The sequence below is a fragment of the Novosphingobium barchaimii LL02 genome (genome assembly GCF_001046635.1).
GTDB lineage: Bacteria > Pseudomonadota > Alphaproteobacteria > Sphingomonadales > Sphingomonadaceae > Novosphingobium > Novosphingobium barchaimii.
On record NZ_KQ130452.1, the window covers coordinates 1,262,720 to 1,282,475 of the forward strand.

The 19,756-nt window shown below is 59.6% G+C and carries 22 protein-coding genes; 16 read left to right on the forward strand and 6 right to left on the reverse strand.

Annotated elements, in window-relative coordinates; genetic code table 11:
* Window positions 1-92: 92 nt before the first annotated feature.
* The gene (locus tag V474_RS25485) at window positions 93-710 is read left to right on the forward strand and encodes a hypothetical protein (protein ID WP_148649285.1); all 618 of its coding nucleotides are present in this window, start codon (window positions 93-95) and stop codon (window positions 708-710) included.
* A 377-nt stretch (window positions 711-1,087) separates the two neighbouring features.
* Entirely contained in the window at window positions 1,088-1,717 is a 630-nt protein-coding gene (locus V474_RS06170) for a hypothetical protein (RefSeq protein WP_148649286.1), read from the forward strand.
* Here the strand turns inward: V474_RS06170 and V474_RS06175 are convergent.
* From V474_RS06175 to V474_RS24810, 4 genes are read right to left on the reverse strand one after another with little or no spacing between them, the layout of a single operon-like run.
* On the reverse strand, window positions 1,674-2,255 hold the full coding sequence (locus V474_RS06175; RefSeq protein WP_059150816.1) for a UPF0149 family protein: 582 nt from the start codon (window positions 2,253-2,255) through the stop codon (window positions 1,674-1,676). The two genes, V474_RS06170 and V474_RS06175, sit on opposite strands and share 44 nt — an antisense overlap.
* Window positions 2,252-3,811, reverse strand: coding sequence for an IS66 family transposase (tnpC, locus tag V474_RS06180; RefSeq protein WP_059150576.1), 1,560 nt, complete (start codon window positions 3,809-3,811; stop codon window positions 2,252-2,254). The genes V474_RS06175 and tnpC overlap by 4 nt, the downstream gene beginning before the upstream one ends.
* A 49-nt stretch (window positions 3,812-3,860) precedes the next feature.
* The gene (gene tnpB, locus V474_RS06185) at window positions 3,861-4,214 is read right to left on the reverse strand and encodes an IS66 family insertion sequence element accessory protein TnpB (protein WP_043980823.1); all 354 of its coding nucleotides are present in this window, start codon (window positions 4,212-4,214) and stop codon (window positions 3,861-3,863) included.
* Window positions 4,211-4,615: a transposase gene (locus V474_RS24810; RefSeq protein ID WP_082058011.1), complete on the reverse strand. Its 405-nt coding sequence runs from the start codon at window positions 4,613-4,615 to the stop codon at window positions 4,211-4,213. The genes tnpB and V474_RS24810 overlap by 4 nt, the downstream gene beginning before the upstream one ends.
* Window positions 4,616-4,735: 120 nt before the next feature.
* On the opposite strand from V474_RS24810, the gene V474_RS06195 reads away from it, so the two are divergent.
* The 11 genes from V474_RS06195 to V474_RS06240 all read left to right on the forward strand — a co-directional run bounded on the left by V474_RS06195 (window position 4,736) and on the right by V474_RS06240 (window position 13,861).
* Window positions 4,736-5,335, forward strand: coding sequence for a hypothetical protein (locus V474_RS06195; RefSeq protein ID WP_059150577.1), 600 nt, complete (start codon window positions 4,736-4,738; stop codon window positions 5,333-5,335).
* A 143-nt stretch (window positions 5,336-5,478) separates the two neighbouring features.
* Complete coding sequence (locus tag V474_RS06200) at window positions 5,479-6,441, forward strand: hypothetical protein (protein ID WP_059150578.1); 963 nt, start codon at window positions 5,479-5,481, stop codon at window positions 6,439-6,441.
* Window positions 6,442-6,742: 301 nt separating this feature from the next.
* Window positions 6,743-6,883, forward strand: a complete 141-nt coding sequence (locus V474_RS26095; RefSeq protein ID WP_169795011.1) for a hypothetical protein — start codon at window positions 6,743-6,745, stop codon at window positions 6,881-6,883.
* Between the two features lie 46 nt (window positions 6,884-6,929).
* Window positions 6,930-7,613, forward strand: coding sequence for a hypothetical protein (locus V474_RS06205; RefSeq protein ID WP_059150579.1), 684 nt, complete (start codon window positions 6,930-6,932; stop codon window positions 7,611-7,613).
* 130 nt (window positions 7,614-7,743) lie between these two features.
* Window positions 7,744-8,655: a hypothetical protein gene (locus V474_RS06210; protein ID WP_082699602.1), complete on the forward strand. Its 912-nt coding sequence runs from the start codon at window positions 7,744-7,746 to the stop codon at window positions 8,653-8,655.
* Between the two features lie 3 nt (window positions 8,656-8,658).
* Window positions 8,659-9,309, forward strand: a complete 651-nt coding sequence (locus tag V474_RS06215) for a hypothetical protein (RefSeq protein WP_059150580.1) — start codon at window positions 8,659-8,661, stop codon at window positions 9,307-9,309.
* A gap of 21 nt (window positions 9,310-9,330) precedes the next feature.
* The gene (locus V474_RS06220) at window positions 9,331-10,548 is read left to right on the forward strand and encodes a DUF3800 domain-containing protein (RefSeq protein WP_148649287.1); all 1,218 of its coding nucleotides are present in this window, start codon (window positions 9,331-9,333) and stop codon (window positions 10,546-10,548) included.
* A 67-nt stretch (window positions 10,549-10,615) separates the two neighbouring features.
* Window positions 10,616-11,752, forward strand: a complete 1,137-nt coding sequence (locus V474_RS06225) for a radical SAM protein (RefSeq protein ID WP_059150581.1) — start codon at window positions 10,616-10,618, stop codon at window positions 11,750-11,752.
* Entirely contained in the window at window positions 11,749-12,330 is a 582-nt protein-coding gene (locus tag V474_RS06230) for a 3'-5' exonuclease (protein ID WP_059150582.1), read from the forward strand. Before V474_RS06225 ends, V474_RS06230 begins: the two co-directional genes overlap by 4 nt.
* Window positions 12,327-12,914 (forward strand): AAA family ATPase, encoded by a 588-nt coding sequence (locus tag V474_RS06235; RefSeq protein WP_059150583.1) that lies wholly within the window; start codon window positions 12,327-12,329, stop codon window positions 12,912-12,914. Before V474_RS06230 ends, V474_RS06235 begins: the two co-directional genes overlap by 4 nt.
* A gap of 2 nt (window positions 12,915-12,916) precedes the next feature.
* Window positions 12,917-13,861, forward strand: coding sequence for an aldo/keto reductase (locus tag V474_RS06240; protein WP_059150584.1), 945 nt, complete (start codon window positions 12,917-12,919; stop codon window positions 13,859-13,861).
* Between the two features lie 167 nt (window positions 13,862-14,028).
* Here V474_RS06240 and V474_RS06245 read toward each other — a convergent pair whose 3' ends face one another.
* Window positions 14,029-15,309 carry a three-Cys-motif partner protein TcmP gene (locus V474_RS06245; RefSeq protein ID WP_082699603.1) on the reverse strand — a complete coding sequence of 427 codons (1,281 nt, stop codon included), beginning with the start codon at window positions 15,307-15,309 and terminating at the stop codon, window positions 14,029-14,031.
* Window positions 15,310-15,484: 175 nt separating this feature from the next.
* Here V474_RS06245 and V474_RS06250 point away from each other — a divergent pair, with 175 nt between their 5' ends.
* The 3 genes from V474_RS06250 to V474_RS25490 are packed head-to-tail and all read left to right on the forward strand — an operon-like array spanning window position 15,485 to window position 18,788.
* Window positions 15,485-16,228, forward strand: a complete 744-nt coding sequence (locus tag V474_RS06250) for a DUF5131 family protein (RefSeq protein ID WP_059150585.1) — start codon at window positions 15,485-15,487, stop codon at window positions 16,226-16,228.
* A complete protein-coding gene (tcmP, locus tag V474_RS06255) occupies window positions 16,183-17,442 on the forward strand; it encodes a three-Cys-motif partner protein TcmP (RefSeq protein ID WP_059150586.1) in 1,260 nt (419 codons plus the stop codon). The genes V474_RS06250 and tcmP overlap by 46 nt, the downstream gene beginning before the upstream one ends.
* Window positions 17,352-18,788, forward strand: coding sequence for a hypothetical protein (locus tag V474_RS25490; protein ID WP_148649288.1), 1,437 nt, complete (start codon window positions 17,352-17,354; stop codon window positions 18,786-18,788). The genes tcmP and V474_RS25490 overlap by 91 nt, the downstream gene beginning before the upstream one ends.
* 467 nt (window positions 18,789-19,255) lie before the next feature.
* On the opposite strand, the gene V474_RS06265 is transcribed toward V474_RS25490, so the two are convergent.
* Entirely contained in the window at window positions 19,256-19,723 is a 468-nt protein-coding gene (locus tag V474_RS06265) for a c-type cytochrome (RefSeq protein WP_059150588.1), read from the reverse strand.
* Window positions 19,724-19,756 lie beyond the last annotated feature (33 nt).

Here is a 19,756-nt window from a genome sequence, read left to right on the forward strand (position 1 = left end):
GCAGCAAGCGACCCTTCCCGGCCGTTCAGCTGCCAATTTCTACTCCCTAGGAGCGGAACTGCCGCTTTCCCTTTCCGTGCCGTCAGGAAACCGTGATTGACGAAGGGCAACAATCCCATGGCTTTGGCAAACAGCCCTCAGGTGACATCATTCGTTGCCGGAGATATGTCGGGTTGATAAGATCGGCGGGGGCTGCGTTGGACATATCTTACGAGAGGATCAGCGGGGCGTTGGGATCGCTATTGCTGGTTTGGGCCTCGGTCGAGAAGGCTGTGCGCCACGAAGTCGTTCGCGGCCATGGGCACCTTCCGCCAAGGGCGCATGGCATTGCTGCGGCATTCCGAACCTGGGAAAGCTCGGTCATCCAATCTCAACCGGCAAATTCATTGGGGCCGCTACTCGCCACGGCGTTACGCAGCCAACTGCAAATGCCGCTCAATGTTCGGAATGGCCTGTGCCACGGTCTGGTTGGCATTTCGGCGGCAAATGAAAATATGCAAGCCACGTTGCGGTGGGAAATGAATGACGAGAGGCATGCGATTTCTTGGGATGATCTGCAGGAGCAGTTGAGGTGGCTTTCAAGACTACCCCAGGCTGTCTCGGTTATCTCGAATCCGTCGCTGGAGAGGCCAGGAAACAGAGCCACAAACACTGCGGAAAACCGGGCGTGGTGGCGTTCGGAGTTCTCACTCGATATTTCCGAACCATGAGGGTGCTGCCATAAATACATGGTGGGAAGAGGCGACCCTTTGCGGACTCTCAGCAGCCAATTTTTGATCCCCAGCTGCTGACGGTCTGCTATTCCGGCAGGTGTCGATCGAATTGCGTCGTTCGCCGGACGGGCTTTGAATGGCGACTTCCAATCAACCCAGCTGTTGTCCCAGCGTAAAGCCGTTTGGCAGCGATGCGCCCCACCCCAAACCTTCATAACTAGCCAGCCTGATCTTGAAACCTGCCACTGGCCATAAACGATGCATCAGGGCGAAGCACATTCTTCACTGTTGCAATAGGAAATGCAAACCCACAATAGCGCAATGCGCCTGATGGTACTGTTCGAAGCTGAAAGGCCAACGCGATGGGGGGATGCATGAAGAAGTCGGTAAGAGTAGCGCTAAACAAGTTTCCGGCCGTACCCACCTCACTCGAAGATCCAAAGAAACCGGGAAGTCCTGTGGAGGCAATCACGGTCGATCTAGCCGATTTGTACCACCATTATTATCTGCAAAGTTATGACAAAGCGCCGCCGAACCCAGACCCCGCTCAGTTTGAGCACGTTCGATATCTGGAGTCATGTACCGCTTTTCGGTTTCAGCCCAACGGCCTCGGCGCTAACAAGACGAAGAAGCAAAACAACTCAAACGAGTTGGGGGAGGCCTTTTGTCGCTGGTTCCTAGCTGAGCACCTTGACATCAGGTACGTCGCCCGGATCGATGATGTGCGTAATCACGGCGCGCTTACTTGGGCGCAAGGGGTATCAGTCGAATGCAATCCCTGCACCGAAGGAGATGCGCCCGACTACTTTTGCGTGGAGCCAACAGGCCAAGTGACGCTTGCGGAGGCGAAAGGCACGATCGAGGCGGTCGGTTTCGGGACGAAGAAATTCGCAACTTGGCGCAAGCAGTTCAACGTAACCGCTGATCCTGTCCCACGCATTGGTGGTGGCGGGATTTATATCAGGCTGCTGGCGTCATGCGCGCGAAGGCGCACTGGTCATTGATCAGCGAGATGATTTGCGGGACCATGCGCCACGTATCGACTAGTGCCAGATTGGCGCTCGGATCACCCAGTTGTTCGATCCATGACGGGCCACCTGTAATGGTGCTGTGGCCAAGCAGTGCCGCGAGCGGGTAGCCGAACTGCGGGTCGGCGATGAAGGGCTTCCACGCCTCCATGTCGAGATGCATGGCTGTGAAGAACCCGTTGGCGAAGTCCTCGAGCAGTACCTCGCCTTCCTCGGTGCGCATGTAGATCGGCGCGTACGCCTCGGGCTTCTCGGCAAGCTCGATGCAGATGCGGTTATACCGCTTGAGGATCGTTCGGCGCGCAGGCGCCGAGCGCGCGTTGAGAGCGTGCTCGCGCAGGATGCTCTTAATCCATACGTCGGGGTCAATGACGCTGGGGCCTGCGGCGACTGCGGCCAGGAAGCCGTCGATCGATGAGACGCCAGCTACGGGGGGATCAAGCTCGTCGAGCCATATCTCGAGCTGTTCGAGCGAGAGGGTCCGGCCCTGCGATGTGCGAGGTTTGAAGTTCATGCCGCCAGCGCTTTTACCGGTTCTGCCGCCGGCCGCCAGTTCCATGGGAGCAAGATGTCCAGTTCGTTGATCTTCACAGCGCCCGTGACGATACGCTCCAGCACGTCATTCAGCCAGGTGTAGGGATCCAGGCCCCCCAGGCGAGCCGTCTGGAGAAGCGATGCCATGACGGCCCAGGTCTGAGCTCCTTCCTCGCTACCAGCGAAGAGGCTGGACTTGCGGCCCTGGGCCACATTTCTCATGCCGCGCTCGACGGTGTTGGTATCGACCTCGATCCGGCCGTCTTCCAGGAACAGGGTTAGCCCCTTCCAGTGGTTGAGCGTGTAGCGCATCGCCTTGGCCAGGTCGGACTTGGGCGACAGACCTGGAAGCATGATGTCGATCTGCGCCTTGATCTTCGCCATGACGTCGGCGGTTTCGGCGAGACGAGCCTGGAGGCGCTGTGCGGCGGTGCCTTTGCGCACACGCGCCTCGATCGCGTAGACCTCACCGATCAGGGTAAGGATCGCCGCTGCCACCGGCGATGGCGATTTGCGGAAGGCATCGACGAACTTGCGCCGGGCGTGGGCAAGACAGAAGGCGAGTGTGATCTTGCCTCGGCCCGGACCACCGCGCACAAGCGCCTTGTAGGCACCATAGCCGTCGACCTGGATAACGCCCTGGTAGCGGGCGAGTTGTTCGAACGCCTCGGCATGCCGCCGTCCGCGAGCATGGATATACACCACTGCCGGATGGGCCGGGCCTGACCACGGTCCGTCATCACAAGCGTGCGCCCAGAACTGTGTCGTGCGGGTTCGTCTTCGCCCTTTCTCGAGGACCGGCATGCGGGTCTCATCGCAGAAGATCCGGGACTGGCTGTGGATGTAGGCAAGCAGGCGATCATAGAGCGCCTTCACCCACCATGCGATCTTACGCATCCAGCGGCTCGGTAACGCCCGATCGAGGATGACGCCCTGGCCTGCGAGCATCTGCAACTGCCGATTGAGCGGGATCGACCAGGCGTAGCGCGCCGTCGCCATCCAGGCCAGCGTCGAGGTAGTGACCATCGAGCCTGGGATCGCGCGGCGCGGCGCCGGCGCTTGAACGACGCCCTCCCGGCATTCCCGGCAGGCGTAACGAGGGCGCACTGTGCGGATGACGCGAACGATGGCCGGCACCCAGTCGAGTGCCTCACTGGCATCTTCGCCGATCCTGTGGAGCTTGCCGGCGCAGCAGGGGCAATCCAGCGTGTCGGGATCAATCACGCGCTCCACGCGCTCGATATGGGCCGGCAGTGCCATCAGGCCGCGCTTGCGGCGTGGGCGACCGACGGCAGGCTTGTCTTCGGCGTCGCCATCGTCGTTGGCTGCGGTAGCCGGCGTGGTTACGAGGTCGCCGAGATCAAGGAGACCTTGATCACCCAGGATGACGCTGGCGCGTTCTGAACGGCTGCCGAAGGCCTGGTGGGCCATGCCTTTGAGCAGTGCGCGCAGTTGGGCGTTTTCTGCCTGCAGTTCACGCACCAGAGCCGCCATTTGCTCCATATCTTCAGGGAGATCGTCGGCTTGGGCGGGCATGCCTGACTATACCACACCGACTCCTCGTCGCCACAGAAAACCGCAGATATCAGCCAAAAATCAGGGGTCTGCGCACCTCGGGTGCGGGCAGTTTCTTCCAATCCAGACCCGACAGCAATGCCGTGCATTGCGGTCCGCTCAGGACCATCGTGCCGCCTTGCACGGCAGGCCAGTAAAACCTTCCTCGGTCGAGCCATTTCGTCGCCATAACCGCGCCTGACCCGTCATGACGGAGCAACTTCACCTTATCCGCGCCCTTGTTGCGGAACACGAAGACATCGCCCGCGCAGGCATCATGCCCCAGCACGTGCGTCACCAGCCCCATCAATCGGTTAATCCCGGCTCTGAAGTCGACCGGCTGTGTCGCCACGAAGATCCGTACGCTTCCGTCGATCGGGATCATTCCCGGATCGCCGCCAGTACCGCGCGCAGGTGGTCCATCTCGACCGCGCCCATGATCCGAACCGTCACGTCTCGTACCACCAACTCCAAGCCGCCAGGTTCGAGTTGCTTCTCCTGAGCCAGCGTGACGGGTACGAACCGCAATTCCTCGACGGCTCCTGCTGCTCGCGCTTGCCGACGCCAATAGTGCAAAAGGCCAAGGCCGACGCCGTTATCGCGGGCGACCTGCGCCACAGTCATTCCTGGCACAAAGCTCTCAGCCAGAATGCGGTCGCGTACGTCATCCGGCCAACGCTCGTAGCGCCGACGTCCGGGCGGCAAACTGACGGTCAAACGCGCAGTTGTACTGTGCGACGCACACGTCAAACCGCCGTTTGACCCTGCATCAATTTCATCCGACATTGCCCGATCTCCTCCTCGTCTCGGGCGAGCCTAACCATCAGCAAGCTCTCGGAATACGTGGGGCGGGTGCAGCGGTTACAGTTCAACCGGGTACGTGTCCTTGATCGGTCCGGAAATGCGATGAGCGTTAAAGGCTATATCATCGCGATGCGATGGGCAGTCCACACACATAGCCCCACCATCTTCACGACCCTTTCGGCAGAGGATCCGCAGACCCCCGGCGAGCGTCCATTTTTTGATGAAAGCGGCGGGTTCGCGGCTGCTGTCCGCTCCCTACATTACGCACCTAGCCTTGCGAAAATCCGCCAGCCTATTCTCTCCGCCGCGCTCGCGACAGGTACGACGGTCGCTGAAGACTTGAGCTTCCAGATCATTATATGGGAATGTCTGCTGCCAACGCTGCAGGGATTGCGGTTTGTCGGAGGCTATTTTCCGACTGATCCCGAGGGCGTTCTGCCCTTCAAGTTCGAATACGGCAAGGTGGTTGCCGTGCCGAACGATCCTTTCAGGCTCGATCAAGGTTCAGGCACTTTCATCGGCATCGAGGAGAAGACCTTTCGAAGCCTTGTCGGTGCCGCGCGAAATGGGCCTATGACGATCAACGATCTCCCGCGCATCGAACGCCGGAGCACTGGATTTAGTGGTGCAAGCTACCTCCCGGACGGCCATGTTCTGGGCCCGATAGAATTGTTCCGCCCGCTCGCCGCCGATCTAATCTAATCGCGGCCGAGCCTTGAAATTCCGGTCAGGACATCACTGAACCGGCGTCAGCCAGTCTTTTCGCCTTGCCGCTTCCCAAGGATATGTGCTCCCGCCATTCGTATTTTAGGAGTGCGTTTCAGGCTTTACTTAGGCGTTGACCCATGGTGACGTCATTCCCGATGGGACTGAGCAAAATGAGTGTGACAGAAGAAGCAAAATGGCCGCAGTTCGGCCTTGAACGGCACATCAAATACGGTACGAGCTTTATCCATCTGAACATCAATCTTGGCAGTGCCGATGCATGCACGCAATATTTCAGCACTTGGATTGGCAGATATAGAAAGCTGATATGCGGCTGGGACCAACACGAGACAACAGCTTGGTCGGTGCGGCTACGGCAATCCCTCAAGTCGGCATTTGTCTCAACTCATTTTGCGCTCGCCGCCGAGGAAGCGAGCAAGGCCGGATCGCGCGTTACGTTTTATTACCTTTCCTATTACGCCGTACTACATGCGGTTTGGGGTGTGCTCTACCTACACCCCGATGAGAAAACGTCAGCCATCGCGAAACCGACGCACAGCAAGCTACCCAACGTTTTCCACTCTGCGTTCTGTGGACCGAAAGGCATAATCCGGTATCAGATCAAAGATACGATGGAAGACCTCCGTCTCCGGCGGGAGTACTATTCCTACCGCATGCCGCTCAATTCGCCGTTTGACGACGACCGCGACGCCAAGGGATACACGTCGAGCGTCGGCGGCATCGTCAAGCAGTGCATCCAACTTTCCAACCTCCACTCGCACCTAATCGTGGAAGCAGCCGATCGAGAGGGCGTCGGTCCCTTAGAAATACAGTCCGAGGGGCGCCAAGCTTTCACGGATGTCTTCAGGGCTATAAACAGCCAGCGCCATCCCACGCGGGACGGTTGGTTTCTGGAACCCGCCGACGAGCGGGCGCTAAGCGAGTTCCTGACGCAGGGGGTGGATCTGCAAGGGCACTCCGTCATGTTAGACCACATGTTCGACGAGTACATGACCTACATGCGTGGCGCAGAGGCAGAGGCAAAGGCAGATGTAGCGAAGACGGAGCAGGTGAGATCGCTTATTTTCCACGCAATGTACTGACTCACCGGTCGCATCTTTGCACGCCCCGCGGCACAGGTGACCGGATGATGGTCGCCAGTAATTGCTCGGCTCGCAACCGGCATCTCGGCAAGCGGCTAGGGCTCCTCGTTCTGCGGGCGATTACGCGGAAGCTCGAACGTCGGCTGCTAACGGTGTGTTTGTCCCAAGCCTCGCCCATCGCAGTCAACCCATGCACAAACCCGCTTGCGCGGGAGGGGCGCGCGTGGCGTCGTCGCGCGTGTTATAAATAGGCCTTTAGCGAGGTGAGGCTGCCAGTTCCTTCAACGGAGAGGAACTTGCCATGAATGTCTCGATAAATACTGCCTCGATCAACCCGCTGCGTCAGCGCATGCAGCACGACATGATGATGAGGGTGTTCGGAACGCTGGCCCCTGCCGGTCCGCCCGACTATGATACGACCCTGGCTATCGCCTTTCGTTGAACGGCGTGTCTTGTACGCCGAACTACAGCAGGTTTGGATATCGCAGATGCAACTATACGAGGATTTAATTGATCGGAATTTGTACCATCGATCGGTAGAAACCCTGTGCCCTATAATCGTTAAGGGTGAAAAGTCTTATCAGAATTGGACTGAGATCGATGCCGTCATCAATGTCATCGTTCCGATTCTAACATTACTTGACTTTGGTCAATATGTACTGGTTGGAAAGAAGGCGAAATTCTCCCAGCCATCGCCGACATCCCATCGTCCTGATTTTGAAGTCCGGAGCTTTTTCGAGACACTCGCGATCCTGGAGACCAAGCCTTATGGGACGGTGCTGGCGGGACGAAACTCATCGACCGGCTATGTTACCCCGCTTGATCAGATACTGACCTACCTCGATCATTACTTGCCGGTGTTCGGGATACTGACAAATGGCCGGCACTGGTGCCTGCTAAAAAAGCTCGGCCGTGGTTTTGGAGAAAACTCTGCTGCAGGCGCGGACTACATCGGCGTGAGTTTCGATCTTGTGGGGTTTTTCGGCTCTATAATAGATCATAATAACGTCGAAGCCTTTCTCGGAATGTGCCACGCCCAACGGCTATTCCGCCGGGACTGGCCGGATGATCGATCGACCGACTATCGTTTGCAATCTGTCGTACGGAAGGGCGGCCACTCGACCCTTCTTCTGAAGGATTTCTCGGCCGGTAGAGTCTGGACGACTTCGTAACTCTCACTGCAACGCCGGCGAAGCGATATCCCCATCAACGGCACGCTTGTACGACAATTGAGTAGGCCTTCATCCAACGGATGGTTACAGCCACTGTTCAAAAACTTCGTGGCTTCAGAGAGGAACAGGGGTGAGCACGGGTTACTTCACGGACCGCGAATATGGCGTGCGGCCAGCAGTATCGGAAGCGGTTGACGAGCGCGTCTGGGGTGCCCTCCACGCGCTGATCGACATGCGCATTGGAAGCGGCGCTTTTGGTTTTCGATTCACCGACCAATGTCCTGACGGAAACGGGCCCTGCGGTTGCGATCGGCAGGCCTTCGCGCAATTCCTGCAAGCCGAAGTCCCTTGGATCGACTGGCCACTGCGACGGAGCGAACTACCCGAAACGCCGGTCGTGCTCGACCTGCTGGAGTTTTGTGCCAAGGCGGTCGGCGAACCTATCCTCGGCAGTTACCATTCCTATCATGGCCACTATCACATGACATGGGACCGAGCCGCCGGCCTCGCCTCGTTCATCGCGGACGTGAATCTCCTATTCCAGCGCAACGGCATCGCTTTCAAGCTCGATCCCGACGGACGCGCGCAGCGGATACTTCCGCAGCCTGTCGCACAGGCGCTTGGCTGGCAAATGTTCGATACCGGCGAAGCGGAGCTCGATCGCCTGCTGGAATATGCTCGCTCCCGCTTCCTATCGCCGAAGCTCGATGATCGCCGAGACGCGACCGAAAAGCTGTGGGATGCCTTCGAGCGTATGAAGACCGTCGAGCCCGGGGCAGATAAGCGCGCCCAGGCCGATGCTCTGCTGGATCGCGCCGCCGCTCCCGGCACGAGAATGCGTGACGCGCTCGCGGAGGAGGCGAAGACGCTCACTTCTATCGGCAACACCCTGCGCATTCGCCATTCGGAGGTGACGCAGGAAATGATCGACTGCTCGGAGCAGTTGGATTGGCTCTTCGTGCGCATGTTCGGCTTCGTACGGCTGCTTTTGCTGGCGTCAGGGAGGAGTGCCCATCCGCCCGCCGGGGCAGGGAGCAATTAGCGCATGAGCATCGATGTCTCGAAGGCCGATATTGGCATGGCGGTCGGAACCGTCACCGCCATCGCCGGTGTCCTTGCGCACCTGAAGTTCGACAGTTCGGTCACGACGGTGCTAACCGCGAGCGGTGTCATCGCAACCGCATTAGCGAGCTACTTCAAGTCGCGCAGTGCGGCCAGGAGCGCGCAGGAGTCCGAAACGAGCGCGAGGAACAGCGCGCGCGACGTGGCCAACATCGCGGCTGCAACCGCGGCCGACAACACTGCCAAAACCGTGCTGGTGCAAACGGTCACCGCGGAGCGAGCGAAATGGCGGGCCGAGATGCGCGATCAGGTCGAGCGGCTCGCGGCACAGCTGCGGGCCGATCAGCGGGGCGGACCCAGCGCCGACTGGGAGCAGGTCGACCGGCTGCGGACCGGGATCCGGCTGCGCCTCAATCCGGCCGGTCGCACACCGCCGCCTGCCGGTGGTGACGCGCATGATCCGGATCGCGCGGTCCACCACGTGCTCGACGCCCTCGCGACTGCGGGCGAGTCAGGAACGACGCCTCATGCCGCGCTGGCGGATCAGCTCGAGGAGCATATGGCAGTCCTCCTCAAGGGCGAGTGGGACAAATCGAAGCTTGAAGCTGTATCAGGCAAGCTTGGCGTCCCGTGATGTGATGCCGTCAAGCTTGCCATGTTTGGATTTACTGTGGTGCTCAACGCGCGGGCACATGCGATCCGGCAAAAGGAAGGCCATCGAGACGTGGAAAAGACAGAAGACACCTCCTATCGCGCATGCTCCGCGCCGATGGCCTACTACATTGATGAAAGTGGCAATACGGGCGACCTGACCCGGGCCAAGACCGAGAGCTATGGCCAGGAGCAGCGCATGTTCACGCTTGCCGCAGTGGGCTGCGACCTCGAACAACCGTTCAAGACCAAGTTCGAGGCTCTGAAGGCGGCCCATCGTTTCCAGTCCGTCGAGGTGAAGTCCAAACAGGCCTATGAACGGCCACAATTCGTTTCCGACCTTCTCGACCTGCTCGAGGAGGCCGGTTGCCCGATCTTCATCGAGGCGGTGGACAAGCACTATTTCGTCGTCACGAACATCATCGAGCGGATCGTCGTGCCCTATGTCGGACCATGCGACGTTCAACCGGACACGCTTTGGATGAAGGGGGTGATGACGGATCATATGGCGCTTTACGGGCCGCCCGAGATAGCCAAGGCCTTCATCGCCTGCTGCCAGAGCCGAGATTACGTCGAAGTCCGCGATTTCTATAAGCAGGTCATCCGCTGGGCCCAGACAACCCGGCTTCCCACCGAAGGAGTAGCCGAGGCCTTCGTCCTCTTCACCCGCGACAGCCTCAAGGATTTTCGCAAACTCCCGAAGGCAAAGGCGGTAGAACGCGCGCTGCCTGTTCCGGACATCTCACCCAAGGGTAAGACCCTCTGGGTCCTGCCGAACCTGTCATCCTTCACCCACATCTATGCCCGGATCAACCGCTTCCTCGATAAGCAGGTGTCGGGTGTGACGCTGTTTCATGACGAGCAGCTTCAATTCGGGGACATCCTGCTTCAAAACAAGATGGTGATGGAGGCGTTTACCAACGAGGACGTGATACCGTCGCTTAAAACCGCAGATTTCAGGTTCTCGGAATCCGCGAAATTGGAGTTCCTGCGTTCACACGAGTCCATCGGCATCCAGATCGCTGATGTTCTTGCGGGTTTCGTTGCGCGATACATCCAGGATGCAGTCTGGGGCGAGATGACCATGGATCGTGAGAGGATGACGATTTTTAGCCGCCTTGTAGCCTCTGGCGAACGCGAGCGAGGAACCGGACTGAACATCGTGGCTCCAGACGGTCTAGTCCACCTTCTTGGCATAATACCGCGAGCAAATTATTTATAACCATCTAACTCAAATAGAATATCTGTCTTGCCAGCGAAGAGAGCATTGGCCCCAGAAGGAAGCGGAAATGGTAGAGATTGGCGATCTGGAACGGGAAAAGCAACTCCGAAAGGCACCCGCAGATCTACCAGCCAGCCTCAGCAATGTCGTGGAATACCGGAAATCTGGGCTCAGCCTGAACCACGTCGTCGGGTGCCCACTCGATTGCGGCTACTGCGTGCGCCACCTGTTCGACAACTTCGAGATGAAGCGCCCCCACCTTGTAATGAGCGATGAACAGGCCGTGGCCGCGTTGATTGCGAATTGGGCATTTGTCCCCCACGTCACCCCCGTCCAGATCTTCAATCGGGCAACCGATCCGTTTCTGCCTCTCGTGAAGCAGCATATGCTACACTCCCTTGAACTGCTTGATGGACATGGGCTCCGAAACCACGTTCTGGTCATTACCCGCTGGAAGGTCGCGCCAGAGGATGTCGAGCGCCTCGAGCGCCTGCGGCATCTCAAGGTCACGGTCTTGGTGACATGGTCTGGCATCACGGACCCCCGTCTCGAACCGGTTGACAGCGTGATCGCGGAAAGGTCGCTCGAAGTGCTGGCGCAGCACGCCCGCCGGACAAAGAGGATTCTCTACTGGCGTCCAATCATAGCTGGCGTGAACGACACCGACGAGTGCATCGACAGCGCCAGTGCACTCTCGCACTTCGCGGACGCCACCGTCTTCACCGGCCTGTTCCATCGCGACCAGATCCGCGAACACTTCCGCTCGGCAGGCGTCGAGGATCTCTATCAGGACGTGCCGAGGCGCAAGATTCTCCCGCGCGAGGTCGAGCAGCGCATCCTGAACCGCTATTGCGGCACGCCGATTTTCCGCAAGACCTCTTGTGGTATCGCCTACGCCTACGGCGAAGCCGATTACAACGGTCATTACGGCATTCGGGAGATATGCGACATCTGCCCGTCGAACCAGATCGAGCTCTGCGCAGCGGGGCATAGTACGCCGTCGCCGAACCGGCTGTCATCGCTCGCCCAGAGAGTCGGTTTGGATCCTGCGGGTATTGAAATCGCTGCAGAAAAGGTGATTGTTGAGGACAGCTGCGAACAGCAGCGCTACTTCATTCAGCATTCACTGGGCTTCCAGGTGCATGATCGTGCTGAGCCGCATCTGCCGGAACGCCACGGCCGCGCCGAGGAGGGCTGGAATTGAGCGAGATAATGTGGGCCATCGACGTCGAGGGCAGCGGAAAGTCGCCCCCCGAGATCGTGGAACTGGCAATCGCCGAGATGGACGGGCTGTCTCTGACCGGGCGCAGTAAGCATTGGCGGTTCAGGCCGAAGAACGGAATCTCCCCGATAGCGGCTCGCATTCACGGGATTTGGGATGAGGACGTGGTCGACGCGCCCGATCTCGAGGATGTGGTCGATGACGTGCTGCTATGGCTCGAGGACAAGGCCATCGTTGGCCATAACGTCAAGGTAGAGTTGGACATCCTCAGCCCGGCGCTTGAAGGGTGGGAGCCCGCAGCGGCCTATGACACGTTGAAGATCGCGCGGCGCCTCCTTTCCGCCGAGGACAAGCATGGGCTGGGGTACCTCGGATCCAAGCTGGACCTGAGCCCTCGGGCTGAGAAGATTACCGGCGGGAAGGCGCACTCGGCTCCCTTCGATGCGGTGTTGTCAGCTCTCCTTCTGGACCACATGCTGCGTGATCGCACAGAGGAAGACCAACGCGCGATCCTGGCAGATGCGGACATTCTCGGCGGCGCACAAGGCTTGCTCCTGTGAGGCGATCACCATTCCGGATTGCGGTCGCAGGAACCCACTCCACCGGCAAGACCACCTTCCTCACAAGGCTGAAGGCGGTGTTCGAACAGCGCGGGCTTGCGGTGGCCTACGTCCACGATAGCGCGGTCAACGCCCAGGATCGAGGCTTCCCAATCCTTGCGCACCATACCTTCGAAAGCACGGCCTGGCTGATGGCGAGGGCCATCGAGCTGGAAACCGAGGCAACCCTCTCGGCAGACGTCGTCCTCGTGGACCGTCCCGTCGCTGATGCTCTGGGATACCTTCAGGCGGCGCTCCTGCACACCTCCAGGTCGATCCCGCCCGCCCGCATACAGGCGTTGGAGCGGATATGCGAGGCCTGGGCGCCCGAATATGACCTCGCCTTTGTGACGGTCCTTGATCCATCCGTCGAGCTCGGTGAAGGCCGGGACGGGGACGCGCTTTTCCGGGCGAGGGCCGCCGAGGCGGTCACCCGCGTAGTCGACAGGGTCATGCCCGACCGCCACCTTCTTCGCCATGGCGGCGCGGATGCAGCTCTGACGTTCGCCATTGCCGCTTTCGACGACCAAGACCGCGGCGCCTGAAGTTGGCCCTCGATCAGAATGATCCCGTAAGGATCGCCGAAGACCGGGCGATTACCCTGGCAGGAGAGCGCCGCATCGGGCTGGGCTGCATGGCACTGACCGGGATTTATGGCGCCGTTAGCCGTGAGCAAGCCGTCGCGACGCTCGCCGCAGCCCTAGATAATGGCGTGACGCTTTTCGACACGGCCCCGCTGTATGGCAATGGCGCAAACGAAACGTTGCTGGGCGATGTGCTGTGCGACCTCCCCAATGCAGCCATTGTCACCAAGTTTGGTCTCTATGCCGATGCTGGGGGCAAGCTATACCGCGACAGTCGGCCCGAAACGATCAAAAAGTCCGTCGAGGCCTCGCTCACGCGCTTGAGGCGTGATCGCATCGACTTGCTGCTCCAGCACCGCGCCGATCCCGAAACGTCGGACGACGACGTTCAGGCCTGCATCGAGGATCTGATCTCCGCGGGCAAAGTGGGCGAGTTCGGGATCGCCGGCGTTTCTGCCGATCAAATTACACGGCGTCCGACGACACGCGCCTTCGGCGCTGTTCAGAACGAGCTTTCCCTGGTGACCGGCCAGAAGATTGAGGAAGTCGCTGCCGCTATGGCGCGGGGAGCTTGTTTCATGGCCTTCTCCCCACTGGGGCGGGGCGTTTTGACAGGCTCAAAGTCGGGACAGCCAGATGATCTCAGGACATCAATGGCTGCTTTCGCTCAGTGCTCCACGAGCGAACGCCCCCATGATGGTGGTTCTGGTGCCGATATGGGAGCAGAGGTGGAGGCTTCCGTGCGCCGGTCGCTGGCTTGGGTTCTTGCTCAGGGGGCCAATGTCGTTGCGATTCCTGGCTGTCGATCCCCGGGCCACGTCTCCGTGATTTTTGATGATGGCGATCGCTTTGCCAGCTCTTGCGGCCCTATGATCCGAGGCAAGATCGCCCGGAACGCTTCGGACTGAAGGTACTGGCATGCTTTGGACGGTAGTGGCTTCGATCGTGGTCTGGCTCTGCAGAACTAGCGATGCTGCTACATCGTCGGGGACCTTTGCCTTAGGAAGCGTCAGGCGTCGACCTCTTCTGAAAGTAGGCTTTCGGCTCGGGTGGAGGTCTCAATCGGCTCGCAATGTCAGGCCGCGCGTCGGCCAAGGAGAGAGAACAACGTCGGGCTTTCCACCAATTCGATTCGATCGTCCCAACCCATCTGCATCGCGGAACGGCGAACGGCGCCGTCCGGGGTGATGATCCGAATATCCTTGGCTTCCCGCAACGTGGCGAGGGATGCGTCGACGATGCTGCTGATGACGGGCGTGTCGTTGCAATTGGCGAGGAACAGCTGCTTCTTGGTCAGCGGGGCCTCCCCGGCAGCCACGCGCGCATGCAGCATCTTCGCAAGCTGATCGACGACCGCCGCCTCGGACCGCGTGCGGGCATTGTCGTTAAACCCGAACTCCAGCATGTCCTCTCGCACGTCCACGCCCGGCATGAACCCGAGCGAATTGAAGCCGGCACGCCCGAAATGCTCGAACGTGTTCTCATGCTGCCAGTGAATCTTGCCCATCTCCTCTCGGGCCTGGTGGTGACGTGAAAGGTGAAGCAGCCAATAATCGCGGTTCGATCCGCCCTCGGGATGGATGAAGAACGGGGTGTAGTAGGTTGCGCCCGTATTCTGCTGAATGTGCTCGTACAGCGTGTTCTGGATCAGCCGCTTCCAGCCGCGCTGCTCCTTCATCTGCAGCATGTCTTGTACGTCTTCGCGGCGCAGGTCGATTGCGCTCAGCCCCGGCGTATCGATCATCTTGTCGGTTAGCAGGTTGACCAGATGGTCCACCATGAACGTCAGGACGACTTCTGGATTTTGGAGCGACGCCATTATCTGGCGTATGGTGGCGAAGGTGACCGCGCTCCAGCCGTACTGGTCCAAGAAAAACAGGGACCGATGGGCGCGCCCCTTGGCCTGGATCCTTCGGATGATCTCGTCGCTGACGTCCTCGAACTTGGACGTGTAGATATGGATGTCCTTGCCGATCCGAGATTCATATCCGCGCTGGCGCAGGACCTCCCGCAGGAAGTCCACGTGCTTGGGGTTGGCATCGACGAAGACGAATTCGGCGTCGATCTCGAGGCCGCGGGCCCGGGCGGCGTCCAGTTCGGCCTGGGCTCTTTCCACGGAAGCGAGCATGCGCAGCGGCGATCCATCGACCTCGTTGGCGCCCATGGCGTACATCCCGCCCCCGCAGAATCCATCGACGAGGGTCAGCTTGAGCTTGCGGGTCAGATGACTCTTCGTCAGCGTCCGAATGTACGCGGTGATATACGCGTCGAAAATCTGATGTTTCGCGAAGCTATGCAGCCCCAATTCTGGCAATGGTTCGCCGATGTTCCAGTCGTAATGCCGCTTCTTCGCCATGCGCCACCCCTGTCGGCACTTGTGCCCGACGAGCAATATGTCTGGCATTGCAGGCGCTTGTCTAGCATTCTGTCGTTGACATCGACTGTAGCAATGGTCGAACGGCCACGCTTCTTTCGTTGCAACGCGACTCCGCCTGTGGCAGATTCACGTTTCGTTCCTGGGGGCGCATGAAATGGCTGACGGCAGTGCAATCGAATGGACGGATGCGACGTGGAACCCGGTGACGGGCTGCACGAAGATCACGGCCGGTTGCGACAACTGCTATGCAGAACGCTTTTCGGAACGCTGGCGCGGCATCCCTGGCCACCCTTTCGAGCATGGTTTCGATCTGACTCTGCGACCTGAGCGCCTCGCTCAGCCACTAGCATGGAAGCGACCACGGATGATCTTCGTGAACTCCATGTCGGACCTGTTCCACAAGAAGGTTCCCGGCACGTTCATCGATCAGGTCTTCGACACGATGGAGCAGGCCGACTGGCATGTCTTCCAGGTGCTGACCAAGCGCAGTTCGCTCATGCGCGACTATCTCAACCGCCGCTATCGCGACCGGACGCCGCCCGCCCACATCTGGCTGGGCGTGTCTGTCGAGGACGCGAACTCCAGCGCGCGCATCGAGCACCTGCGCCAGGCACCCGCCGGCGTACGGTTCCTATCGGTCGAGCCGCTTATCGGCGCCGTAGGACAAGTCGATCTGACCGGCATCCACTGGGTGATCGCGGGCGGCGAAAGCGGACCTGGCGCCCGTCCCATGGCGATCGAATGGGCACGGGAGATTCGTGATCAGTGCGCCGCGCAGAACGTCGCCTTCTTCTTCAAGCAGTGGGGTGGCATCAGACCGAAGTCCGGTGGCCGCGAGCTGGATGGACGGGAATGGAACGAGCTTCCGGCCTCCCTGCCATCAAGAGCAGCGGCCTGAGCGTGGCGCTGGCGCCAGAGCATTACACCGGGCGGGAGCAGGCGCTGGTCAAACACCATTTCCTGAAGCACTACCTTGAACGCCTGATCCACAAGATCGCCAGCAAGTATGGCGAGGTAGTCTACGTCGATGGATTTTCCGGCCCATGGAAGAACCAGTCGGAGCAGTTCGAGGATACATCGTTCGGCATTGCCCTGCAGGCTTTGACTGACGCCAAGCGCTCATGGGCAGGAATAGCCCACAACCCGCGCCAGGTTAAGATGACCGCCCACCTGGTGGAGAAAAGCCCCCACGCCTATGCCCGGCTCGCTGAATTGCAGGCGATGTTCCCAGAAGTGGAAATCCACACCCACAAGGGTGACTTCACCGAGATTGCGCCGGCTATTGCCCGATGCATCCCGAGCCAGGCATTTTCCTTCATTTTGATCGACCCCAAGGGCTTTTCGCTCGATTTGCAGGCGCTGAAGCCCCTAATCGGAAGGCCACGATGCGAAGTCGTCTTTAATTTCATGTTCGACTTCGTGAACCGGTTCGCGCTTTTCGAAGACGACAAGGTGGCGCCAGTCCTCGACAAGCTGATCCCTACCGAGGATTGGCGCAATCAATTGCGCGCCTTGGAACAGAATCCTGCCGCTACCCCGGAAATGCGCAAACGTGCGATCGTGGAGGCATTCGAATGCGCAGTATCCAAGGTCGCAGGATACAAATATGTTGCCGACGTCGATGTGAAACGGCCGGATCGCGATCGCACCCTCTACTTTCTTGTCTATGGAACGCGGCAGCCGCCGGGCATCGAGGTATTCCGGGACTGCCAGATCAAGTCGCTGGGAGTACAGGCCGACATCATCGGCCGAAAGAAAGTCGAGAAGCTGGCTGAAAAGTCGAGCCAGCTCGAACTGCTCGGATCCATGCAGGAAATGGCACCGGACCCTAACGCAGTGTTTCTCATCGACGAGATGGAGAAGGCGCGACACCTACTGTTGGACATTGTCCCCACATCCGGCACCGGTAGGGCATGGGGTGACATATGGACCCATGTGCTGGCGAACCACGTCATCCGCCTGACCGAGCTGAATAGGATCGCCAACGATTTGCGAAAGAGCGGTCACCTTCTCTTTCCTTCATGGCCACCAAGCCCAAAAAGGGTGCCGAAAGACGAATTTCCTGTGCTTCTCGGGACGGTAACTCCATCGGTAAGCGAGCCGGTGCCTTGAAACGGAAGAAGCGTCCTCCAGAGCAAAAGCCCCTGAGCCAGGCGGAAATCGAGCGACGGCGCAAGATCAATGCCGCGTTCCGTCATGCAGAGCAGACAGTTTCGCAGACGGGCGTCTACGAACCGGTCGTCTATCGTCCTTCGCCTCCTCCAGCTGCGGTTAAGTCGCGGTCCCCACGCAACGGCGGCAACGCGACGACCGCCCCATCGCTAAACAACTCCGCGCTGGAAGACGCCCTTCGCGAGGTATTCCGTCTGCCAACCGCCACGCCTAGTTCCGCGATCGCGCGGCAACCAGCGAAGGCGCCGAAGACCCCGCCGAAGCAGAAAGGCAAGATGCCCGCCATAGCCAAGGAAGCGGGGACGACACCCCCATCCGCACGACGGACCGATCTGCCAGCTGGTTCGAAGGTCGATACAACCGACAAGCCCCAGATCGTCATCTCACGCCACAAAAAGCGCAGGACTCTAGGCCCGGAGGATTTCTACACTTCTGCGAAATTAAAGAAGGCTAAGCGCAGCGCGGAGGCAAATCGACAACAAGCCACCGATCAAGCCCCCGCAAAACCGAAGAAGAAATTGAAGGCCGAAAAAGCCGTAGCGAGAGATGCTGCCCGAAAACAGTCCGCACTGCAGGCTTTGCTGGCCAAAGCCGAACGGCAGAAAGCCGCAAAGGACTCTGCCAGGAAAGGCAAGCAGTCGAACGACGCCAGCCGAATTGCGTTCAATGCCCGCCTTCGTGAACAGCGGGACGCAGAGGCAAAAGTTGCCGCAGCGCCGTCGCCATTCGAAAAACTGCAGCGCGACTGGAACGCCGCATTCACGATCCTGCTCCGATATGAAGATGAGAATCCCAACGCTCGGAATGTGGTCGAAGCCAAACAACGTCTGAACCTGATCGAAGCCGAATGGGATCGGCGCCGCAGCCTGAAACCTGGTGAGCCAGACTACTTCCCGTGGCCATCGACCGAAATCGGCGCGGCAGCAGCGGTGACCAAGTCGAGTGTGATCAACCTTTACGAAAGGGGCATGCTGGGGTGCCTCGGGTATCAGGTAGGCGCCAGCAGCCCCCTAACGGCAGTGCAGCGCGCGCGCCTGCTCGGACAAGTATTCGTGATGCGGCTGCCACCCTTGAACGATCTGGAATACATGGCATCTTGGGGCCAGCCGGTCACCGGACCACGCCTTCATAAAATCGCTGAATGCCTTGCGGCCTTCGTGAAAAATGCAAAACGCCGGAGCGGTGTTTCTTTCCATACAGCGATCGCCCATTGGGAGGCTGACCTAGTCCACATGCGCCGCCACTACTACGATGGCCGCTTCGATTTCACCTGGCCACGAGCTTAAAGAATAGTTCGAGAATGGCTAGAGATCTGCAGCTAAAAGTGTCGGTACAGTTGGCCATGCGGACGGCTCGTTTGGTCATTACGTCCGGAATCAGCGCTCCGGCGCTCAGGACCCGACAGTCAGGTTAGTCCCAACGTCGGACCGTCCTGCTGGCTCATGCCGAAATGAACGAAAGGCAATTTAGGCGGAGACGCCGCCCAAAAGGAGCCTGTCCGGATCGTCCCAGTAGTAGAAATAGTGTTGTCATGTTCCGCGCGGCTCGGATGGCTGGAAAGCGATAAAACCGGGTTGTCGATTGTGCCAACACGCTGTACCAAGTGGCTGTGCAGCCGCGGGCTGTATGCCAGTATTTTCAAAGCCTTGTAGGGCGTGAAAATTTGACTGGGGCTCCTGCCGCCCCAGCCAGGGATCTGGCTCTGTTGCCACAGAAAACCCACAAGTTATGCACAGGGTTATCCGACCAAGCATTAATCTGACTGGCTGCGCAGATATGCGATCAGATCGGCCCGGTCGAGCGGATCGGGAACGCCTGCGAACTGCATGTTCGTGCCCGGAACCACTTTTCGGGGATCGGCAAGCCAGGCGTCCAACCTGCGCGCATCCCATATACCGCCCGCGCCGCGTAGGGCCGCCGTGTAGCCATAGCGTCGGCTATTTTGACCAGGGATTTGGCCGAACACACCGTAAAGGTTCGGGCCGCCCCGATCCGATGCGCCGGGGGTGATCGTGTGACAGGCTGCGCAAGTGCGAAACTTGCGGGCGCCGGCATTGGCGTCAGCCACCTTCAGCAGCGCCTCCACGCTTCGATCCGGTCCGGCGGCGAGCAGGCGTTCGTCATGCCTGTCGTCCGAGCAGGCCCACAAGGCGAGCGGCAGCCACAGGCAAGCATAAACCGAAATCCGCAAGACAGGCCTCCTCCAGGAAGGTGTTCTCATAATAAGGCTGGAAGCGGCTGCCTATCGGGCGGT

Bases quoted from the DNA above. Each gene is read 5' to 3' on its own strand.
- V474_RS06170 (WP_148649286.1), top strand. From the start codon at position 1,088: ATGAAGAAGTCGGTAAGAGTAGCGCTAAACAAGTTTCCGGCCGTACCC.
- V474_RS06175 (WP_059150816.1), bottom strand. From the start codon at position 2,255: ATGAACTTCAAACCTCGCACATCGCAGGGCCGGACCCTCTCGCTCGAA.
- tnpC (WP_059150576.1), bottom strand. From the start codon at position 3,811: ATGCCCGCCCAAGCCGACGATCTCCCTGAAGATATGGAGCAAATGGCG.
- tnpB (WP_043980823.1), bottom strand. From the start codon at position 4,214: ATGATCCCGATCGACGGAAGCGTACGGATCTTCGTGGCGACACAGCCG.
- V474_RS24810 (WP_082058011.1), bottom strand. From the start codon at position 4,615: ATGTCGGATGAAATTGATGCAGGGTCAAACGGCGGTTTGACGTGTGCG.
- V474_RS06195 (WP_059150577.1), top strand. From the start codon at position 4,736: ATGAGCGTTAAAGGCTATATCATCGCGATGCGATGGGCAGTCCACACA.
- V474_RS06200 (WP_059150578.1), top strand. From the start codon at position 5,479: ATGGTGACGTCATTCCCGATGGGACTGAGCAAAATGAGTGTGACAGAA.
- V474_RS26095 (WP_169795011.1), top strand. From the start codon at position 6,743: ATGAATGTCTCGATAAATACTGCCTCGATCAACCCGCTGCGTCAGCGC.
- V474_RS06205 (WP_059150579.1), top strand. From the start codon at position 6,930: ATGCAACTATACGAGGATTTAATTGATCGGAATTTGTACCATCGATCG.
- V474_RS06215 (WP_059150580.1), top strand. From the start codon at position 8,659: ATGAGCATCGATGTCTCGAAGGCCGATATTGGCATGGCGGTCGGAACC.
- V474_RS06220 (WP_148649287.1), top strand. From the start codon at position 9,331: ATGTTTGGATTTACTGTGGTGCTCAACGCGCGGGCACATGCGATCCGG.
- V474_RS06225 (WP_059150581.1), top strand. From the start codon at position 10,616: ATGGTAGAGATTGGCGATCTGGAACGGGAAAAGCAACTCCGAAAGGCA.
- V474_RS06245 (WP_082699603.1), bottom strand. From the start codon at position 15,309: ATGGCGAAGAAGCGGCATTACGACTGGAACATCGGCGAACCATTGCCA.
- V474_RS06250 (WP_059150585.1), top strand. From the start codon at position 15,485: ATGGCTGACGGCAGTGCAATCGAATGGACGGATGCGACGTGGAACCCG.
- tcmP (WP_059150586.1), top strand. From the start codon at position 16,183: ATGGAACGAGCTTCCGGCCTCCCTGCCATCAAGAGCAGCGGCCTGAGC.
- V474_RS25490 (WP_148649288.1), top strand. From the start codon at position 17,352: ATGGCCACCAAGCCCAAAAAGGGTGCCGAAAGACGAATTTCCTGTGCT.
- V474_RS06265 (WP_059150588.1), bottom strand. From the start codon at position 19,723: ATGAGAACACCTTCCTGGAGGAGGCCTGTCTTGCGGATTTCGGTTTAT.